Origin of the sequence: Roseomonas sp. KE2513 (assembly GCF_016107305.1) — a bacterium.
In the GTDB taxonomy this organism is placed as follows: Bacteria; Pseudomonadota; Alphaproteobacteria; order Acetobacterales; family Acetobacteraceae; genus Roseomonas.
In genome coordinates this window covers 24,405-39,507 of record NZ_RCVR01000001.1, presented here as the reverse complement: position 1 = coordinate 39,507, position 15,103 = coordinate 24,405, and the positions used below count along the sequence as shown (strand labels likewise).

The 15,103-nt window shown below is 70.4% G+C and carries 18 protein-coding genes; 11 read left to right on the top strand and 7 right to left on the bottom strand.

The window, feature by feature from the left end; translation table 11 throughout:
• Nucleotides 1-46 precede the first annotated feature (46 nt).
• Nucleotides 47-601: a DUF1013 domain-containing protein gene (locus tag D9599_RS00220; RefSeq protein ID WP_198379202.1), complete on the bottom strand. Its 555-nt coding sequence runs from the start codon at nt 599-601 to the stop codon at nt 47-49.
• Nucleotides 602-728: 127 nt separating this feature from the next.
• Here D9599_RS00220 and D9599_RS00215 point away from each other — a divergent pair, with 127 nt between their 5' ends.
• Complete coding sequence (locus D9599_RS00215) at nt 729-932, top strand: DUF1192 family protein (RefSeq protein WP_198379201.1); 204 nt, start codon at nt 729-731, stop codon at nt 930-932.
• A gap of 80 nt (nt 933-1,012) precedes the next feature.
• Here the strand turns inward: D9599_RS00215 and D9599_RS00210 are convergent, their stop codons facing one another.
• Together D9599_RS00210 and rpmE are read right to left on the bottom strand one after the other, a co-directional pair.
• Nucleotides 1,013-1,504 carry an Hsp20 family protein gene (locus D9599_RS00210; RefSeq protein ID WP_198379200.1) on the bottom strand — a complete coding sequence of 164 codons (492 nt, stop codon included), beginning with the start codon at nt 1,502-1,504 and terminating at the stop codon, nt 1,013-1,015.
• 217 nt (nt 1,505-1,721) lie between these two features.
• Complete coding sequence (rpmE, locus tag D9599_RS00205; protein WP_043829287.1) at nt 1,722-1,949, bottom strand: 50S ribosomal protein L31; 228 nt, start codon at nt 1,947-1,949, stop codon at nt 1,722-1,724.
• 223 nt (nt 1,950-2,172) lie between these two features.
• On the opposite strand from rpmE, the gene D9599_RS00200 reads away from it, so the two are divergent.
• The 5 genes from D9599_RS00200 to D9599_RS00180 all read left to right on the top strand — a co-directional run bounded on the left by D9599_RS00200 (nt 2,173) and on the right by D9599_RS00180 (nt 7,123).
• Complete coding sequence (locus D9599_RS00200) at nt 2,173-2,397, top strand: hypothetical protein (protein WP_198379199.1); 225 nt, start codon at nt 2,173-2,175, stop codon at nt 2,395-2,397.
• Between the two features lie 76 nt (nt 2,398-2,473).
• Complete coding sequence (locus tag D9599_RS00195; RefSeq protein WP_198379198.1) at nt 2,474-3,217, top strand: glucose 1-dehydrogenase; 744 nt, start codon at nt 2,474-2,476, stop codon at nt 3,215-3,217.
• A 93-nt stretch (nt 3,218-3,310) separates the two neighbouring features.
• Nucleotides 3,311-4,159, top strand: a complete 849-nt coding sequence (gene pdxY / locus D9599_RS00190; protein ID WP_198379197.1) for a pyridoxal kinase PdxY — start codon at nt 3,311-3,313, stop codon at nt 4,157-4,159.
• Between the two features lie 83 nt (nt 4,160-4,242).
• Nucleotides 4,243-5,226 carry a TAXI family TRAP transporter solute-binding subunit gene (locus tag D9599_RS00185; RefSeq protein WP_198379196.1) on the top strand — a complete coding sequence of 328 codons (984 nt, stop codon included), beginning with the start codon at nt 4,243-4,245 and terminating at the stop codon, nt 5,224-5,226.
• Nucleotides 5,227-5,269: 43 nt separating this feature from the next.
• On the top strand, nt 5,270-7,123 hold the full coding sequence (locus tag D9599_RS00180) for a TRAP transporter fused permease subunit (protein WP_198379195.1): 1,854 nt from the start codon (nt 5,270-5,272) through the stop codon (nt 7,121-7,123).
• Here the strand turns inward: D9599_RS00180 and D9599_RS00175 are convergent.
• The 4 genes from D9599_RS00175 to D9599_RS00160 are packed head-to-tail and all read right to left on the bottom strand — an operon-like array spanning nt 7,120 to nt 9,656.
• A complete protein-coding gene (locus D9599_RS00175) occupies nt 7,120-7,539 on the bottom strand; it encodes a DUF3574 domain-containing protein (RefSeq protein ID WP_198379194.1) in 420 nt (139 codons plus the stop codon). The two genes, D9599_RS00180 and D9599_RS00175, sit on opposite strands and share 4 nt — an antisense overlap.
• Nucleotides 7,540-7,546: 7 nt before the next feature.
• On the bottom strand, nt 7,547-7,882 hold the full coding sequence (locus D9599_RS00170) for a multidrug transporter (RefSeq protein WP_198379193.1): 336 nt from the start codon (nt 7,880-7,882) through the stop codon (nt 7,547-7,549).
• Entirely contained in the window at nt 7,879-8,916 is a 1,038-nt protein-coding gene (locus tag D9599_RS00165; protein ID WP_198379192.1) for a glycosyltransferase family 2 protein, read from the bottom strand. The genes D9599_RS00170 and D9599_RS00165 overlap by 4 nt, the downstream gene beginning before the upstream one ends.
• A 14-nt stretch (nt 8,917-8,930) precedes the next feature.
• Complete coding sequence (locus D9599_RS00160) at nt 8,931-9,656, bottom strand: class I SAM-dependent methyltransferase (RefSeq protein ID WP_198379191.1); 726 nt, start codon at nt 9,654-9,656, stop codon at nt 8,931-8,933.
• A 200-nt stretch (nt 9,657-9,856) separates the two neighbouring features.
• On the opposite strand from D9599_RS00160, the gene D9599_RS00155 reads away from it, so the two are divergent.
• From D9599_RS00155 to D9599_RS00135, 5 genes are read left to right on the top strand one after another with little or no spacing between them, the layout of a single operon-like run.
• Nucleotides 9,857-11,527 (top strand): hypothetical protein, encoded by a 1,671-nt coding sequence (locus D9599_RS00155; protein WP_232479992.1) that lies wholly within the window; start codon nt 9,857-9,859, stop codon nt 11,525-11,527.
• A 29-nt stretch (nt 11,528-11,556) separates the two neighbouring features.
• A complete protein-coding gene (locus D9599_RS00150) occupies nt 11,557-12,390 on the top strand; it encodes a MaoC family dehydratase N-terminal domain-containing protein (protein ID WP_198379190.1) in 834 nt (277 codons plus the stop codon).
• Nucleotides 12,377-13,312 (top strand): DMT family transporter, encoded by a 936-nt coding sequence (locus D9599_RS00145; protein ID WP_232479991.1) that lies wholly within the window; start codon nt 12,377-12,379, stop codon nt 13,310-13,312. Before D9599_RS00150 ends, D9599_RS00145 begins: the two co-directional genes overlap by 14 nt.
• A complete protein-coding gene (locus D9599_RS00140; protein ID WP_198379189.1) occupies nt 13,312-14,214 on the top strand; it encodes a DMT family transporter in 903 nt (300 codons plus the stop codon). The genes D9599_RS00145 and D9599_RS00140 overlap by 1 nt, the downstream gene beginning before the upstream one ends.
• On the top strand, nt 14,204-15,100 hold the full coding sequence (locus D9599_RS00135; RefSeq protein WP_198379188.1) for an MBL fold metallo-hydrolase: 897 nt from the start codon (nt 14,204-14,206) through the stop codon (nt 15,098-15,100). Before D9599_RS00140 ends, D9599_RS00135 begins: the two co-directional genes overlap by 11 nt.
• Nucleotides 15,101-15,103 lie beyond the last annotated feature (3 nt).

Here is a 15,103-nt window from a genome sequence, read left to right as displayed (position 1 = left end):
TCCCTGAGGGGACCCGCCCTTTTTATTCCCGGCGAGGCGGTGCGGCTCAGGCCGCGTCGTCCTCCACCGCTGTCGGCACCGGCTGGGCACCGATGGAGATGATGAGGGCGTTCAGGTCGCCCTGGGTGCAGAGGCCGAGGATGACGGGGTCGCGCGGCTTGATGTTGGCCGAGTTCCAGTGGCTGCGGTCGCGCACCTTGGCGATGGTCTCCTTCGTGGTGCCGAGGAGCTTGCCCACCTGGGCGTCGGTCAGCTGCGGGTAGTTGCGGAGCAGCCAGGCGATGCCGTCCGGCCGGTCGTTGCGCTTGGCCACGGGCGTGTATTTCGCACCCTTGCCGCGCACCTTCGGCTGGGGAAGGCTGGACTGCATCATCACGAGGCGGGCGTTGGGATCGGCCTCGCAGCGGACGATCTCCTCGCGGGTGAGTTGGGCATTGGCGACCGGGTCGTAGCCGACAATGCCCTGTGCCACCTCGCCGTCCGCGATGGCCTGGACCTCGAGGGGGTGCATGCCCACGAAATCGGCCACCTGGTCGAAGGTCAGGGAGGTTTTGTCGATCAGCCACACGGCAGTGGCCTTGGGCATCAGGGGCGTGGACATATGGGGCCTCGTCGCGCCCCGGGAGGGGCGATCGTCGCGGAGAGGGCGGCGGGGGAGCGGGTCCCCTGCCGGGTTGGGCGGGATATAGAGACGGGGATGAGGCCGGTCAAAGCCGGAAAGGGGGAAGATGATGTTCGAGGACGAGCCGCGCCCGCGGGCAACACCGGGAAGCTTTACCCCCGCCGCATTGGCGGAATGGTCGGAGGAGACATTGCGCGCCTATATCGAGGCGCTGCGGACGGAAATCGGGCGGGCGGAGGCGGCGATCGCGGCCCGGGCAGCGCAGCGGGCGGCAGCCGACTCCTTCTTCCGGAAGCCTCCGGGGACATAGAGAAAGGGCCGGCGGATCGCTCCGCCGGCCCCTCCGTCACTCACGCGACCTAGGTATCTACCGAGGTAACTACCTTGGGGTCAGGCCGCCTGGACCTGGCCCTCTTGGGTGTTGGCGGCCTCGGCGCGGCCCTCGAGCGCGGGCTGCTGCGGGCGGCTACCAATCGCAATGCGGCGCGGCTTCAGGGCCTCGGGCACCTCGCGGCGGAGCGCGACGTGGAGGAGGCCGTTCTCGAGGTTCGCACCCTCCACGCGGATGTGGTCCGCGAGGACGAAGCGGCGCTCGAAGGCGCGACCGGCAATGCCGCGGTGGAGGTAGCGGCCCTCATCAGTGGCCTGCGGGGCGCGGCCGGCGATGAGAAGGACATTGTCCTGCGCCGTGATCTCGATGTCGTCCTGACCGAAGCCGGCAACAGCCATCGTCAGCGTGTAGGCGTCGTCCGCCGTGCGCTCGATGTTGTAGGGCGGGTAGGACGGAGCATCGGCGGCAACGCGGGCCGTGTCGACGAGCCGCGCGAGGCGGTCGAAGCCGATGGCGGTGCGGAAGAGGGGGGAGAAGTCGAAGCTGTTCACGAGAAACCTCCTGCTGGAGCAAGGTCATCGATGGACAATGCGTGGTATCCAGGCCTTTGCACCCCCGACCGGGCCGTGCGTGCCGTTCCACCCCGCGCCGGCGACCCCGTTGGGCATCACCGACAGCCGTGACATGGGAAAAGGGCCCCGGCGCTTCAAGCGCCGGGGCCCTTTCCGATATGCATCCTGTGCAAACCAGCCTTTCGGCCGGTGCAGATCAGCCCTTGCGGGCGCCGATGCCCGCGAACTTCTTGTTGAACTTGGCGATCTGGCCGCCCGTGTCCATCACGCGCTGCACGCCGGTCCAAGCCGGGTGGGACTTCGGGTCGATGTCCAGGCGCAGCGTGTCGCCGGCCGCGCCCATGCAGGAGCGGGTCTTGTAGGTGGTGCCATCGGTCATGATGACCGTGATCTCGTGGTAGTCGGGGTGGATGTCGGGCTTCATCGGGCGGGTTCCATGACTTGTGGCGCCGCCGATGCCGACCGGAAGCGCGAGGGGCCGCGTTTAGCGGGCGCGGGCAGAGCGCGCAACTATTCCTGGTGGAATCTGCCACCGTGGATCGGTGGCGGAAGGCGCGGGCGTTAAATCCGGCAAAGCTTCGCGTCGGAGGCAGCGATCCGGCCGCCCTGCGCGTTGAATTCGGCGAATTAACCTATGAGGCGATGCAATGCCGCTCCGCCCGCGACCCCCGCGCGCCGAGGAGCCCTCGGCCGATCCGTTCGACCTGTGGCTCCGCCGTAGCGTTCACCAGGCCTATGACGCGGTGCTCGAGGAGCAGGTGCCCGAGGACCTGCTGCGGCTGTGCAGCGACAGCCGGACGGAATGGGTGGCCATGAAGGAGCGCTGGCTGAAGGACCCTCCCGTGGCCAAGGCGCGCGCCCGGCAGCGTTGACCCGCCGCCTGCCGGTTTCCAGACTGCCGGGAATCAGCGGGCCGATCGCCGGGACCGCGGGCGGAGGGAACAAGGCATGCGGCTCCAGGGCAAGGTCGCGCTCGTCACGGGCGCGGCGTCTGGCTTCGGCGAGGGGATCGCCAGGGAATACGCGGCGCAGGGGGCGAAGGTCGCGGTGGCGGACCTGAATCTCGAGGGTGCTCGGCGCGTGGCCGAGGAGATCGGCGGGGCGGCTTTCGGCGGCGATGTCTCCCGTGCGGCGGATATCGAGGCGATGGTGAAGGGGACGGTGGAGGCCTTCGGTGGGCTCGATATCGTCGTGAACAATGCGGGCTGGACGTATAAGAATGGGGACTCGCTGGGAGTGAGCGAGGAGGAGTTCGACCGGGTCTTCGACACCAATGTGAAGTCGGTGTTCCTGATGGCGCGCGCCGCGCATCCGGCGCTGCTGGCGCGGGGCGGCGGGTCCTTCATCACCATTTCCTCGACCGCGGGTCTTCGGCCGCGGCCGGGGCTGACCTGGTACAACGGCACCAAGGGGGCGGTGAACGTTTTTACCCAATCCCTCGCGCAGGAATGGGCGCGGGGGAATATCAGGGTGAACGCGGTATGCCCGGTGATGGGGGTGACAGGGCTGACCTCAGCCTTCATGGGAATGGAGGACACGCCAGAGAACCGGCAGCGCTTCCTCGCGACCATTCCGCTCGGGCGGCTCTCGACGCCCGATGACATCGCCAATGCCTGCGTGTGGCTGGCGGAGGATTCCTCCTCTTTCATCACCGGCGTGCTGCTGCCGGTGGATGGCGGGCGCTGCGCCTGACCGCTTTCCGGACAGGTAGGGCGGGTCTAGGGAAGGCGTGCCGCCCCGGCCCGCGCGGGTGGTGATTCGAGGCAGCGCGGGCGGGGTGCGGCGATGAACATCCTCTCGATCCAGTCATGGGTCTCCTACGGGCATGTCGGCAACGCGAGCGCGGTGTTTCCGCTCCAGCGGCTGGGTGCGGAGGTCTGGGCGCTGAACACCGTGCAGTTCTCCAACCACACGGGCTACGGCGCCTGGCGCGGGCAGGTCTTCGGGGCGGAGCTGATCGGGGACCTCGTGCAGGGGATCGAGGAGCGCGGGGTTCTCGCGCGCTGCGACGCTGTTCTTTCCGGCTATATGGGGGATGCCGCCATCGGTGAGGCGATCGTTGACGCCTTCGCGCGGGTGCGGGCGGCCAATCCGGCGGCGGTGTGGTGCTGCGACCCCGTGATCGGCGATGTCGGGCGCGGGGTTTTCGTGCGGCCCGGCATTCCGGAGTTCATGCGGGATCGCGCGGTGCCGGCGGCGGAGATCGTGACGCCCAACCAGTTCGAGCTGGAATGGCTGACCGGGCGGCAGGTGGTGTCGCTGGACGACGCGAAGGCGGCGGTGTCGGAGCTGCAGCGGCGCGGGCCGCGGACGGTGCTGGTGACCAGCCTTCAGGTGGAGGACACGCCGGAGGATTCGGTGGACCTGCTGGCCGGGGAGGAGGGGCGGTTCTGGCGGGTGCGGACGCCGAAGCTGCCGATCTCCGTCAATGGCGCCGGCGATGCGATGGCCGCGCTGTTCCTCTTCCACCGGCTGCGCTGGGATGACTCGCGCCTCGCGCTCTCGGCCGCCACCTCCTCCATCTTCGGGCTGCTGCGGCGGACGGCGGAGGAGAAGTCGCGGGAGATCCTGACGGTCGCGGCGCAGGAGGAGTTCGTTACGCCGTCCCGGGTATTCGTGGCGCAGCCCTGCTAGGCACGGGCATTGCAGGAGGCGCGGCGACGCGCCCATCATCGCGGCCTCGCTAAAACCGCTCCTCTCGCCCATTGGAGGTCCCCATGCTGCCCATCCTTCCCCGCCGCCTCGTGCTCGGCGGCGCGCTGGCGATGCCCTTCATCCGCACGGCCAGCGCCCAGCAGACCTTCGAGTTCGTGGCCGGCTCGCTCGGCGGCGGGTGGTACACGATGGGCGCGGGCATCGCGGCGCTGGCGAAGGACGAGGCGGACCTGCAGATCCGGGTGGTGCCGGGGGGCGGGCTTGCGAACCCGACCCGCATCAACAACGGACAATCGCAGATGGGATGGGGGATCGACGCCTTCACCGCCGCCGCCGTGCGGGGCGAGGAGCCCTATCGGGCCAAGCACGACAAGATCCGCACTCTCGGCACCGGCTACTCGCCCACCGAGCACAATTTCGTCCGCGCGGCGGAGAAGCCGACGGAGGACATGCGGGCGATCCTGACGCAGCGGGGCATCCGGATCGGCTGCCCGCAGCGCTCCTCGACGGACGAGATGACGCTGCAGCGGATCCTCAAGTTCTTCGGCACCTCGCCCGAGAAGATCCGGGCGGAGGGCGGGACCTATCTCAACGGATCCTACAACGACATCGCGGCCGCCTTCGGGGACGGGCAGGTGGATTACCTCTATGTCGCCCTGGCCAAGCCGGCGGCGATCCTGACGGAGCTGGGCACGGGGCGGCGGGCGGCGCGGCTGGTGGCCTTCCCCGAGGATGTGCGCAAGCACCTGATCGACGCCTATGCCTATAACCAGGGCGTGCTGCCGGCCTCGGCCTATCCGGCGCTGCAATCGGCCGATGTGCCGGTGACGACGATGGACAGCGTGATCGTGGTGCACGAGACGGTGCCGGACGAGGTCGCCTACAAGCTGACGAAGGTGCTGATCGCGGCCAAGGGGCCGCGGCTGACGCAGATCCACGCCTCCATGGCGAGCTACGACCCGGCCGTGGCCTGGAAGTATGCGGGCGCGCCGCTGCACCCGGGGGCGGCGAAGGCCTATCGCGAGGCTGGCGTGATGCCGGCCTGAGCGAACCCTCTTGCGCGCGTTGAAGGGTCCGCTGGGCCCGGTCTTGTCGGGGTGGCTGGCGCTGGCGGCTGCGGTCCACCTGTATTTCGGTGGCGTCGGATTTCCCGAGCCGGTGGGGATGCGCGCCTTCCACCTGCTGGCCTTCGTACCGCCGATCTTCCTGCTGTGGCCGGCGCGGGCGTCGAGCCCGGCAGCGCGGCCGAGCGTGGTGGACTGGGCCTGGTTCCTGGCCGCCGCCGCGCCGCATCTCTGGGTATGGTGGAATGCCGGCGCGGTGTCGGACCGCATGGAATACGTGGACGAGTTCACGCCGCTGATGTCTGCCATGGCCGTGCTGGCCATCGTGACGCTGCTGGAGGCGACGCGGCGGGCGGTGGAACCGGGGCTCGCCTGGATGGTGATCATCAGCATCGCCTACATGGCGTTCGGGCACCTGCTGCCGGGGGTGTTGAACACGCGAGTCTTCTCGACGGCCGAAATTCTCGAAGCCTCCTGGCTGGTGCCGACGGCGGGGGGCGTCTACGGGCCGCTGACGGGGATCGTGGCGACGACCATCGCGGTCTTCATCATCTTTGGCTCCTTCATGGCCGGGAGCGGGACGGGGCGGTTGTTCAGCAACCTCGGGGCCGCGGCGGCGGGGCGCTTCACGGGCGGGCCGGCAAAGGTGGCGGTGATCACCTCCGGGCTGTTCGGCACGATGAGCGGGTCCTCCGTTTCGAATGTCATCACCACGGGGGCGATGACGATCCCGCTGATGAAGCGGATCGGCTACCGGCCGGCGGTCGCGGGAGGGATTGAATCCGCCGCGAGCGTAGGCGGAGCGATCATGCCGCCCGTGATGGGGGCGGCCGCCTTCGTCATGTCGGAAATCACGAATATCGCCTATGGCGAGATCGTCGTCGCCGCGACGCTCGGGGCGGTGCTCTACTACTTTGCGATCCTCGCCGCCGTTCATTTCGAGGCGAAACGCATGGGGATCGCGCCGATGCCGGTGGCCGAGGTGCCGCCCTGGCGCGAGGTGCTGGCGGACGCGCATCTCGTGATCCCGATGGGCGTGCTGGTTTACCTCATGATGGAGCGCTGGTCAGGCAACTACGCGGCCTTCTGCGCGACGCTGGCGATGATCGCCATCGCCATGCTGCGGCGCCGGACGCGGATGACGCCGCGCGCGATCTTCGAGGCGCTGGTGAATGCGGGGCTGACCATGGCGCCGCTGGCGGTCGCCATCGCGGGCGCGGGGATCGTGGTTTCCGCGCTGACGGCCACGGGGATGGTCGTGGCCTTCGGGGGCATTATCAAGGACATCGCGGGCGGGTCTCTTCCGCTGCTGCTGATCCTTCTGGCGCTGACGGTGCTGGTGCTTGGGATGGGGCTGCCGACCACGCCCTCCTACATCATCGCGGCGGCGATCGGGGTGCCGCAGCTCGTCGCGATGGGCGTGGGGCTGCTGCCGGCGCACCTGTTCCTGTTCTATTTCGCGGTTCTGGCGGATGCGACGCCTCCCGTGGCGGCCGCGGCCTTCGCGGCGGCCTCCATCGCGGGCGCGGGGCCGACGATCACGAGCCTGCACGCGACTCGCTTCGGCATCGCGGGCTTCACCGTGGGCTTCGCTTTTGTCTATGACCCTGGGATCATGATGCAGGGTGGGGTGCTCGACATCCTGCTGGCCACCGCCATCCAGGTGGCGGCGCTGGTGGCGATCACGGCCGCCTACGCCGGCTTTTTCCTGGCGCCGCTCGGGCCAGTGGCGCGGGGGGTGCTGGGGCTGGCAGGGCTCGTTGCGGCCTTCGCGCCGGTGGTGCCGGGGCCGGGGCGGCTGGCACTGGCGGTGGCGGCGATGGGGCTTGCCTGGGCGCTCTCGCGAGCGGGTGCCGGGGCGGGGCGGCGCTTCGCCTAGAAACCGGCGCAGCCGGGGCGGAAGCTGCGCAGGACGCTCTCCTGGCCGAAGCGGATGCGGTAGGCCTCGGCGAGCGGTTCCGTGCGGGCGGCGGCCTCCGCAAGGGTGGCGCCGGGCAGGACGAGCAGGAGGAGCTTGGAGGGTTCGCGGAGGATCCGGCCGTCGGAGGCGCGCCATTGGCCTTCGGCGTCGAGGGCGGTCAGGCCTTCGGGGAAGCGGGGGGTGGCCTCCTCGGCCAGGAAGGCGGACCAGTCCGCGTCGGTGACGCGCAGCCGGCCGGCGCTGCTGCGGCCGAGCGCGATCTCGGCGATGGCGGCGGAAGCGGTGCCTGCCGGGCAGGCCGGTGGGACGGCGCAGGCGCCGAGAAGGAGCGGCAGCAGAAGGGTGCCGGTGCGCAACCGGGCAGGCGAGCGCAAGCTGCGCTCAGGCGCTGGCGAGCATGACGACGCCGAGGCTGATGAGCGCGACGGCCGCAATCTTCTGGGCGCCGAGCGCCTCCCCGAACGCGAAGTGGCCGATCATCACCGCCACGACGTAGGAGGCGGCGGTGCAGGGCAGGGCAACCGACATCGGGATACGGCGCAGCGCCACGATGTAGAGCAGGGCGGCGCCGCCGTAGAGGCCGAGGCCGACGACGGTATGGGGGCGGAAGAGCTGGGCGAAGAATCCGCCGTCTCCGGTCGCGCCGTATTTCAACAGGATCTGCCCTGCGAGCGAGGTGGCGATCGCCGCGGCGAGCGCAACCCAGTGGGCGCTCATCGGCTGTCCTCCTCCTCGGCGGGGCGAGCGCGGACGACGTCGCGCACCACGCCCTGCGGTGTGCCGTTCGCCGAGAGGAAGGCGCGGCCGACATACTCGCCGAGCACGCCGAGGATGAGGAACTGCACGGCCGAGAGCAGCAGCGTGACCGTCATGGTGGAGGCCCAGCCGGAGGGGGTCTCACCCGTCATGGCTTCGGCCATGACGAAGAGGGAAGCGACGATGCCGAGGAAGCCCATGGCCAGACCCGCGAAGGTCGCGAGGCGCACGGGGAGGAGGGAGAAGTTCGTGGCGAGGTTCAGCCAGAGGCGGACGAGGCGACGGAGGGTGTAGTTGCTGCGGCCCTCCACGCGCTTGAGGTGGCGAACCTCGATGGAATCGATGCGCTGGGTGACCTGCATGACCAGCCCGTCGATATAGGGGTAGGGGCCGGCGTAGCGGGCGACCTCCCGCACGACGAGGGCGCTCATGCAGCGGAAGGAGGAGAGATAGAGGCCGCGGGGCTTATCGAGCAGCAGGTCCGCCACGCCGTTGGCGAAGCGGCTGCCGAGGTTGCGCCAGCCCTCGTGCTCCTTCACGGCGTAGCGGGTGTAGACGACGTCCCAGTTGCCGAGGCGGGCGTGGTCGTAGAGCTTCAGCACCTCCTCCGGCGGGTTCTGGAGGTCGTCGTCCATGGTGATGACATAGCGGCCGCGGGCGACGCGCAGGCCGGACATGACCGCGTTGTGCTCGCCGAAGTTGCGGGCGTGCTCGACATAGGTGAGCGGCACGGTGGCGCGGGCGGCGAGCTCGCGGCAGACCTCGGCGGAGTTGTCGGGAGAGCCGTCGTTGACGAGGACGATTTCGATTCCACCCACAGGCCGGAGCGCCGAAAGGGCCGCGACGAGGGTGCCGATGGTGGTCGCGCCGCGATAGACAGGCACCACGATCGAGAGGCCGACGCCCTCCGTTGAGAGAGCCTCCCCTGTGAGCGAGGCGGGCAAGGGGGCGGCCAGAGGGGTGGTCAGAGGCGCCGTCAGGGCATCGGGGCGCATGGCGTTCGGGTCCTTCAGGGTCGGTTCGCTACCAGCAGCACGGAGCCGCCGGCGGGGAGGGGAAGGGCGATTCGGCGCTCGAACTCGCAGACGCCGTGCAGGAGGCGGTCCAGCAAGGGCGGGAAGTCACCGACGTCGCTCGCGTGGTTGTCGCCGCGCGCGAGGACCTTGCGCTGGAGGATCATGAGCGGGAGCAGGAAGCCGTTCCAGTAGCGGGTGGTGACATCGGCGAAGCCGGCGGCGCGCAGGAGGGCGGCGGCGCGGCGGGCGGTGTAGCGGCGGGCGTTGTGCACCCGCACGTCGTGGGCCGAGAACATCCACTCATAGGCCGGCAGGTTGAGTACGAGGGTGGCGCCGGGGGCGAGCACGCGGTGCAGCTCCGCGAGCGCGCGTTGCTGGTCGGCGCCGGCGTGGGAGAGCACGTCCACCGAGACTGCGGCGCCGAAGGAGGCGTCGGGGAAGGGCAGGTCGTTCACCGTGCCGGCGGTGACGGGCTGGCCGGACTTGGCGCCTGCCCGCGCTGCCGCTCGGGGGTTGTAGTCGAGGCCAAAGGCGGGGCGGGGGGAGCTTTCCGCCAGGCGGCGGAGGAAGCCGCCCGTTCCGCAGCCGGCGTCGAGCAGCGGCAGGGAGGCGACGCCCGGGCGGGCCGCGAGGGTCTCAAGGAGGCGGGCGTGAACGGCGCGGTACCACCACATCCCGTCCTCCGCTGCGTCCATCAGGGCGTATTCGGCGTCTTCCACTCGGGACCTGCTCGGGAGGCCCTTCCGGTGCGGCGCGCCGGGCGGGCTGGGTGATGAAAGGGCTTGTGGCAGCGGCTTGGGGCGTGGACAAGGCAGCCTCGCCCAGGGGCCGCCGCAATCTGTGGCTAGAAGATTCTGGTACGCGGCTGCAAGGTCGCGGCCACGCTGCCCCAACAGGATCCTGTCTCGAACTGGCCGGCATGAACGCACCGCTCTCCTCCTCTCCCCCGGCCGAGCCGGTGGCGGTGACCCTCGATGCGCCGGGCGGCGCCGGGCGGCTGGGTGCGGCGCTCGGTCACGGATTGGCCGGAGGTCTGGGCGGCGGGCTGCTGGCCGGGGCGGAAACCTCGGCGCGGCTCTGGAGGCTGGTGGCGCTGCTGCCGGCGGCGCTGTTCCTGCTGACGGTGCTTTCCCCGCCGCTGAACCATGACGTGGCGGCGGTGCTGAACTTCTCCATGCGCTGGCTGGGCGGGCAGCGGCTCTATTCCGAGCTGATTGACGTCAACCCGCCTCTGATCTTCCTTTTTAACCTGCCGGCGGCCTGGCTGGCCTCCGTCACGCCGCTGGACGGGCCGCGGGCGCTGCTCCTGCAACTCGTGCTGTTCTGCGGGCTGGTCTGGCGACTGAGCGCGCGGCTCCGGGAGGGGATGGCGGAGGGGCCGGTGGAGTCGGCGGCGCTCTCCGCTCTCATTCCTCTGGCGCTGGTCATGCCCGGGTATGATTTCGGGCAGCGCGAGGTGCTGATGGGTACGGTCGCCATTCCCTACGCACTGCTCGCCTCAAGGCGGATGCAAGGTTTGCCGACCGGCGGCTGGCTGCTCTTCGGTGTGGCGGTGCTCGCGGCGCTTGGCTTCGCGCTGAAGCCTCATTTCCTGGCGGTGCCGCTGCTGGTGGAGGCGGCGGTGGTGACGCGGCGGGGCTGGCGGCGGATCGGGGTTTCGCTTGCCGATCCGGTACCCTGGATCATGGCGGGGGTCTGGGTGCTCTATCTTGCCTCCATCCCGGTCTTCTTCCCGGACTTCTTCGGGCACGTCGTGCCGCTGGTCTGGGACTACTACGTCGATCTCGGGGGCATGTCGGCTTTCGGGGTGCTGCTGACGCCGAACATGGGCGCGGCGGGGGTGCTACTGGTGCTGGTCTCGGTGCTCTGCCTGTTCGGGCGCTTCGGGCCGCTGGTGCTGGCGCTCTGGGCGGCAACGGCGGGGGCCTTCGTCTCGGCGGCGGTGCAGCACAAGGGCTGGACCTATCACGTGGCGCCGATCTTCATGCTGGCCGGGCTCTCGATGGGGCTGATTGTCGCGCGCTGGCTGGACGGGGCGTTGCCGCCGGCGCGGGCGAGGATCTCTGCGCCCGCGCTTTCGGCCGTGATGGCGGGGTTGCTGATGCTTGGCATGATCCGGGGCGGCGAGGCGCCCTTCCGCGAGATCGGCTACGAGAGCGACAAGGGCGGGCGGTTGACGGCCTGGTTGCAGGAGCACGCCTGGAACGAGCGGCTGCTGATCCTGACGCCCGACATCTGGCCGATCTATCCGGCGCTGAATTATTCCAACAGCCAATCGACGCTTCGCTTCATGAACCTTTGGCTGCTGCAGGGGGTAAACCAACGCTGCCCGGAGAGCGGCGAGCGCTACCGCGAGCCCTGGGAGATGTCGCGGGCGGAGTTCTTCGTCTATCGCACCGTGGCCGAGGATTTCGCCTCGGCGCCGCCCTCGGCGGTGCTGGTCACGCGCCACGTGGGCATTCCCTGGTGCGGCAAGGAATTCGACTTCATCGAGTATTTCAGCCGCCACCCCCTCTTCGCGGAAGCTTTCAGGAGCTACCACCAGCAGGGCGAGATTGAGGGTTACAAGCTCTACGTCCGCGAGGACTAGGGCGCCCCAGTAGGGGCGGGGGGAAGCGCATGGCGTACGAGGAGTATGTGGGCCGCGAGGAGGTGCGGGAGGACCGCGCCGATTCGAGGCTGGCCGTCGGATTGTCGGCGACGTTGGGACGGCCGCTGCAGGGGGATGAATGGGGACCCCTCTGGCACTGGATGCTCTTCCAGGACTGGCGGATGCCTGGCGAGATCGGGCCGGACGGCCATCCGCGCCGCGGCGGCTTCCTGCCGCCGGTGCACGACCTGCCGCGGCGGATGTGGGCGGGCGGGCGCGTGACCTTCCGGGCGCCGCTGCGGACCGATGATGCGGTGCGGCGGGTGAGCACCATTCTTTCCGTGAAGGAGAAGTCGGGCGGCTCCGGGCGGCTGGTCTTCGTCACAGTCGGGCATGTGCTGCACGGCCCGGCGGGCGTGCTGGTCGAAGAGGAGCAGGATATCGTCTATCGCGGGGCGGAGGGCGCCGCGGTGAAGGCGGCGCCAGCTGCCCCGGTCTGGGAGGGAGCGCTGGAGGCGTCCCTGGTGCCGGACCCGGTGATGCTGTTCCGCTACTCCGCGCTGACGGGAAACGGGCACCGCATCCACTACGACCACCCCTATGTGACGGGGGAGGAGGGTTATCCGGGGCTGGTGGTGCACGGGCCGCTGCAGGCGACGCTGCTGGCGCGGCACGCGCTGGACCTGGCAGGGCCCGGTGCCGCTCTGGGACGCATCGCCTACCGCGGGAAGAGGCCCTGCTTCGACGGGCGGCCGCTGCGGCTGCTCGGGCGCCGGGACGCGGAGGGCGTGGTCCGGCTGGAGACGCGGGACGAGACGGGCGCGACCTGTCAGGAGGCCGAGGCCGTCCTTGTCGGGCGATAAGGCGGCCGCGCCCGCCAGCTTCGCGGCAGGTCTGCCCGAGGAGGCGTTGCGGGGGATCGGCCTGATCGCGGCGGGATTCGGGATCGTCACGATCTCGGATGCCGCCGTGAAGTGGGTGCTGCCGGAGATCGGGGTCGCCGTCGCGATGATGGTGCGCGGGGCGCTGGGTGCGGTGACCGTGCTGGTCCTGGCGGGCGGGCTGCGGGTGCGGGCCGTGAACAAGCGGCTCGTGGCGGCGCGGAGCCTGCTGCATTGCGCGGTGACTGTGACTTTCTATCTTGCCTGGTCGCGGGGGATGCCGCTCGGGGACAGCTACGCGGTGGCGGCCGTGGCGCCGCTGGCCATGACCGTGCTGGCCATTCCGTTGCTGGGGGAGAGCGTGGGATGGCGGCGCTGGCTCTCGACCCTCGTCGGCTTCGGGGGCGTGCTGGTGATGGCGCAGCCGGGCGGCGACCTCTGGCGCTGGGAAGCGGCGGTGCTGCTGGGCGGCGTCGTCTTCATGGCGGTGACGCGGATCTGGACGCGGGTGCTGGCCCTGACGGACCGGCCGGCGACGATCGCCTTCTGGCTGATGGTGGCGCATATCCCCTTCGGCGTCGCGGTGCTGCCCGTGTTCCCGGCGATCGGCTGGCCCTCGCTCAGCGGCTGGATCGCGATACTCTTCGTGGGGATAGGGAACGGCTCGGCGCATTTCCTCTTTGCGCGGGCTTTCGCGCTGGCGCCGGTCGGGGTGCTGGCGCCTTTCGAGTACTCGACGCTCGTGATGGGCACCTTCGTGGGCGTGCTCGTCTGGGGGGACGTGCCATCCTGGGCTACGGTGGCCGGGGCCGCCGTGGTGGTGGCTGCGGGGCTCTATAACCTGCGACGGGCGCAGATCAGGGCGCGGGAGGCGAGGGCCCGGGCGGCCGTCGCGCGCGGCTGATGGTGCTGCGACACGACATGCGCCGCGGGGCGCTGCTGATGCTGGGCGCGACCGCCTGCTTCGCGCTGATGGGCGCGGTGGTGAAGGTGCTGAGCGCGCGGCACGCCTTCCTGGAGCTGATGTTCTTCCGCAATCTTTTCTCCCTGCCGATCGTGCTGGTGGCGGGGCTGCGGACGGGGGCGCTGCTGCGGACGCGGCGGCTGGGCGGGCACGCGGTGCGTGCGCTGTCCGGCATGGCGGGGATGGGCTGCGCCTTCCTCGCGCTGTCGATGCTCCCGCTCGCGGACCAGACGGCGCTGAACTACACGCAGCCGCTTTTCATCATTCTGCTGGCCATTCCCTGGCTGGGGGAGCGGCCGGGGCCGGCGCGCTGGGCGGCGGTGCTGGTCGGGTTCCTCGGCGTGCTGGTGGTCGCGGCGGGGCAGGGGCTGGGGCAGGGCGCGGCGGCTGGGTTGCTGGCGGGCTACGGGGTTGCGGCGCTCGGCGGGTTCTTCGGGGCGCTCTCGACCATGCTGGTGCGCCAGCTCTCGGCGACGGAGGCCAGCACGACCATCGTGCTGTGGCAGGCACTGCTGATGACGGGAATGGCGGCGATCGCGCTGCCCTTCTTTTGGACGACGCCGGGTTGGGCGGATCTCGCGCTGCTGGTGCTGATGGGCGTGATCGGCGGCGTGGGCCAGGTGCTGAACACCGAAGCCTTCGCGAGCGCGCAGGTCTCCTCCCTCGGGCCTTATACCTACACGGGGCTGCTCTGGGCGGGGCTGCTGGGCTGGATGATCTGGGGCGAAGCGCCAGGGGCTGCGATGCTGCTCGGCAGTGCGCTGATCGTGGGGGCGGGGTTCCTCGTGCTGCGCGGCGAGTACCGGGGTAAGAAGCCCCGCGGAGGAGAGCATGGGTCCTGAGTTCCGGCGCGATGATTCCCTGGCACCCGGAGAGGTGGAGTGGGTGGCACCGGGGGTCCGGCGCATTCTCTGCGGCAATCCCGGACCCTTCACCTATCGCGGCACGAACACCTACCTTCTTGGCCGGGGAGAGGTGACGGTGCTGGACCCAGGGCCGGTGGATGGCGCGCACCTGGCGGCTATCCTGCGGGCCGTGGAGGGGGAACGGGTAGCGCGCATTCTTGTCTCCCACACGCATCGGGACCACTCGCCGGGGGTGGCGCCGCTTGTGGCGGCCACGGGCGCGGAGACGCTCGGTTTCGGGCCCCATATGACCCCGCCGGGGGAAGGTGGAGAGGGCGGCGACCACACCTTCATGCCGGACCGGTGGCTGGCGGATGGCGATGCGGTGGAGGGCGACGGGTGGCGCGTCGTGGCGCTGCACACGCCCGGCCACTGCGCGAACCACCTCTGCTTCGCGCTGGAGGCGGACCCGGCGCTGGCGCCCGAAGGGGTGCTGTTCAGCGCGGACCACGTGATGTCCTGGTCCACGAGCATCGTCTCGCCGCCCGACGGCAACATGGCGGACTACATGCGCTCGCTGGAGCGGGTGGCGGAGCGGGGGGACCGTCTGCTGCTGCCGGGGCACGGGCCGACGCATGACGATCCCGTCCCCTTCGTCGCGGCGCTCCTCGCTCATCGGAGGGAGAGGGAGGCGACGGTGCTGGAGGCGCTGCGGGCGGCAAGCGGTGCCACGGCCGCGGCGGCACTGGTGCCCACCGTCTATGGGCCGGCTCTGGAGCAGCGGCTGGTGCCTGCGGCGGCGCGGAGCCTGCTGGCGCATCTGCTGAAGCTGGCGGAGGAGGGCCTGGCGGTGCGGGAGGGGGAGCTGTTCCGGCGGGCCTGAGGC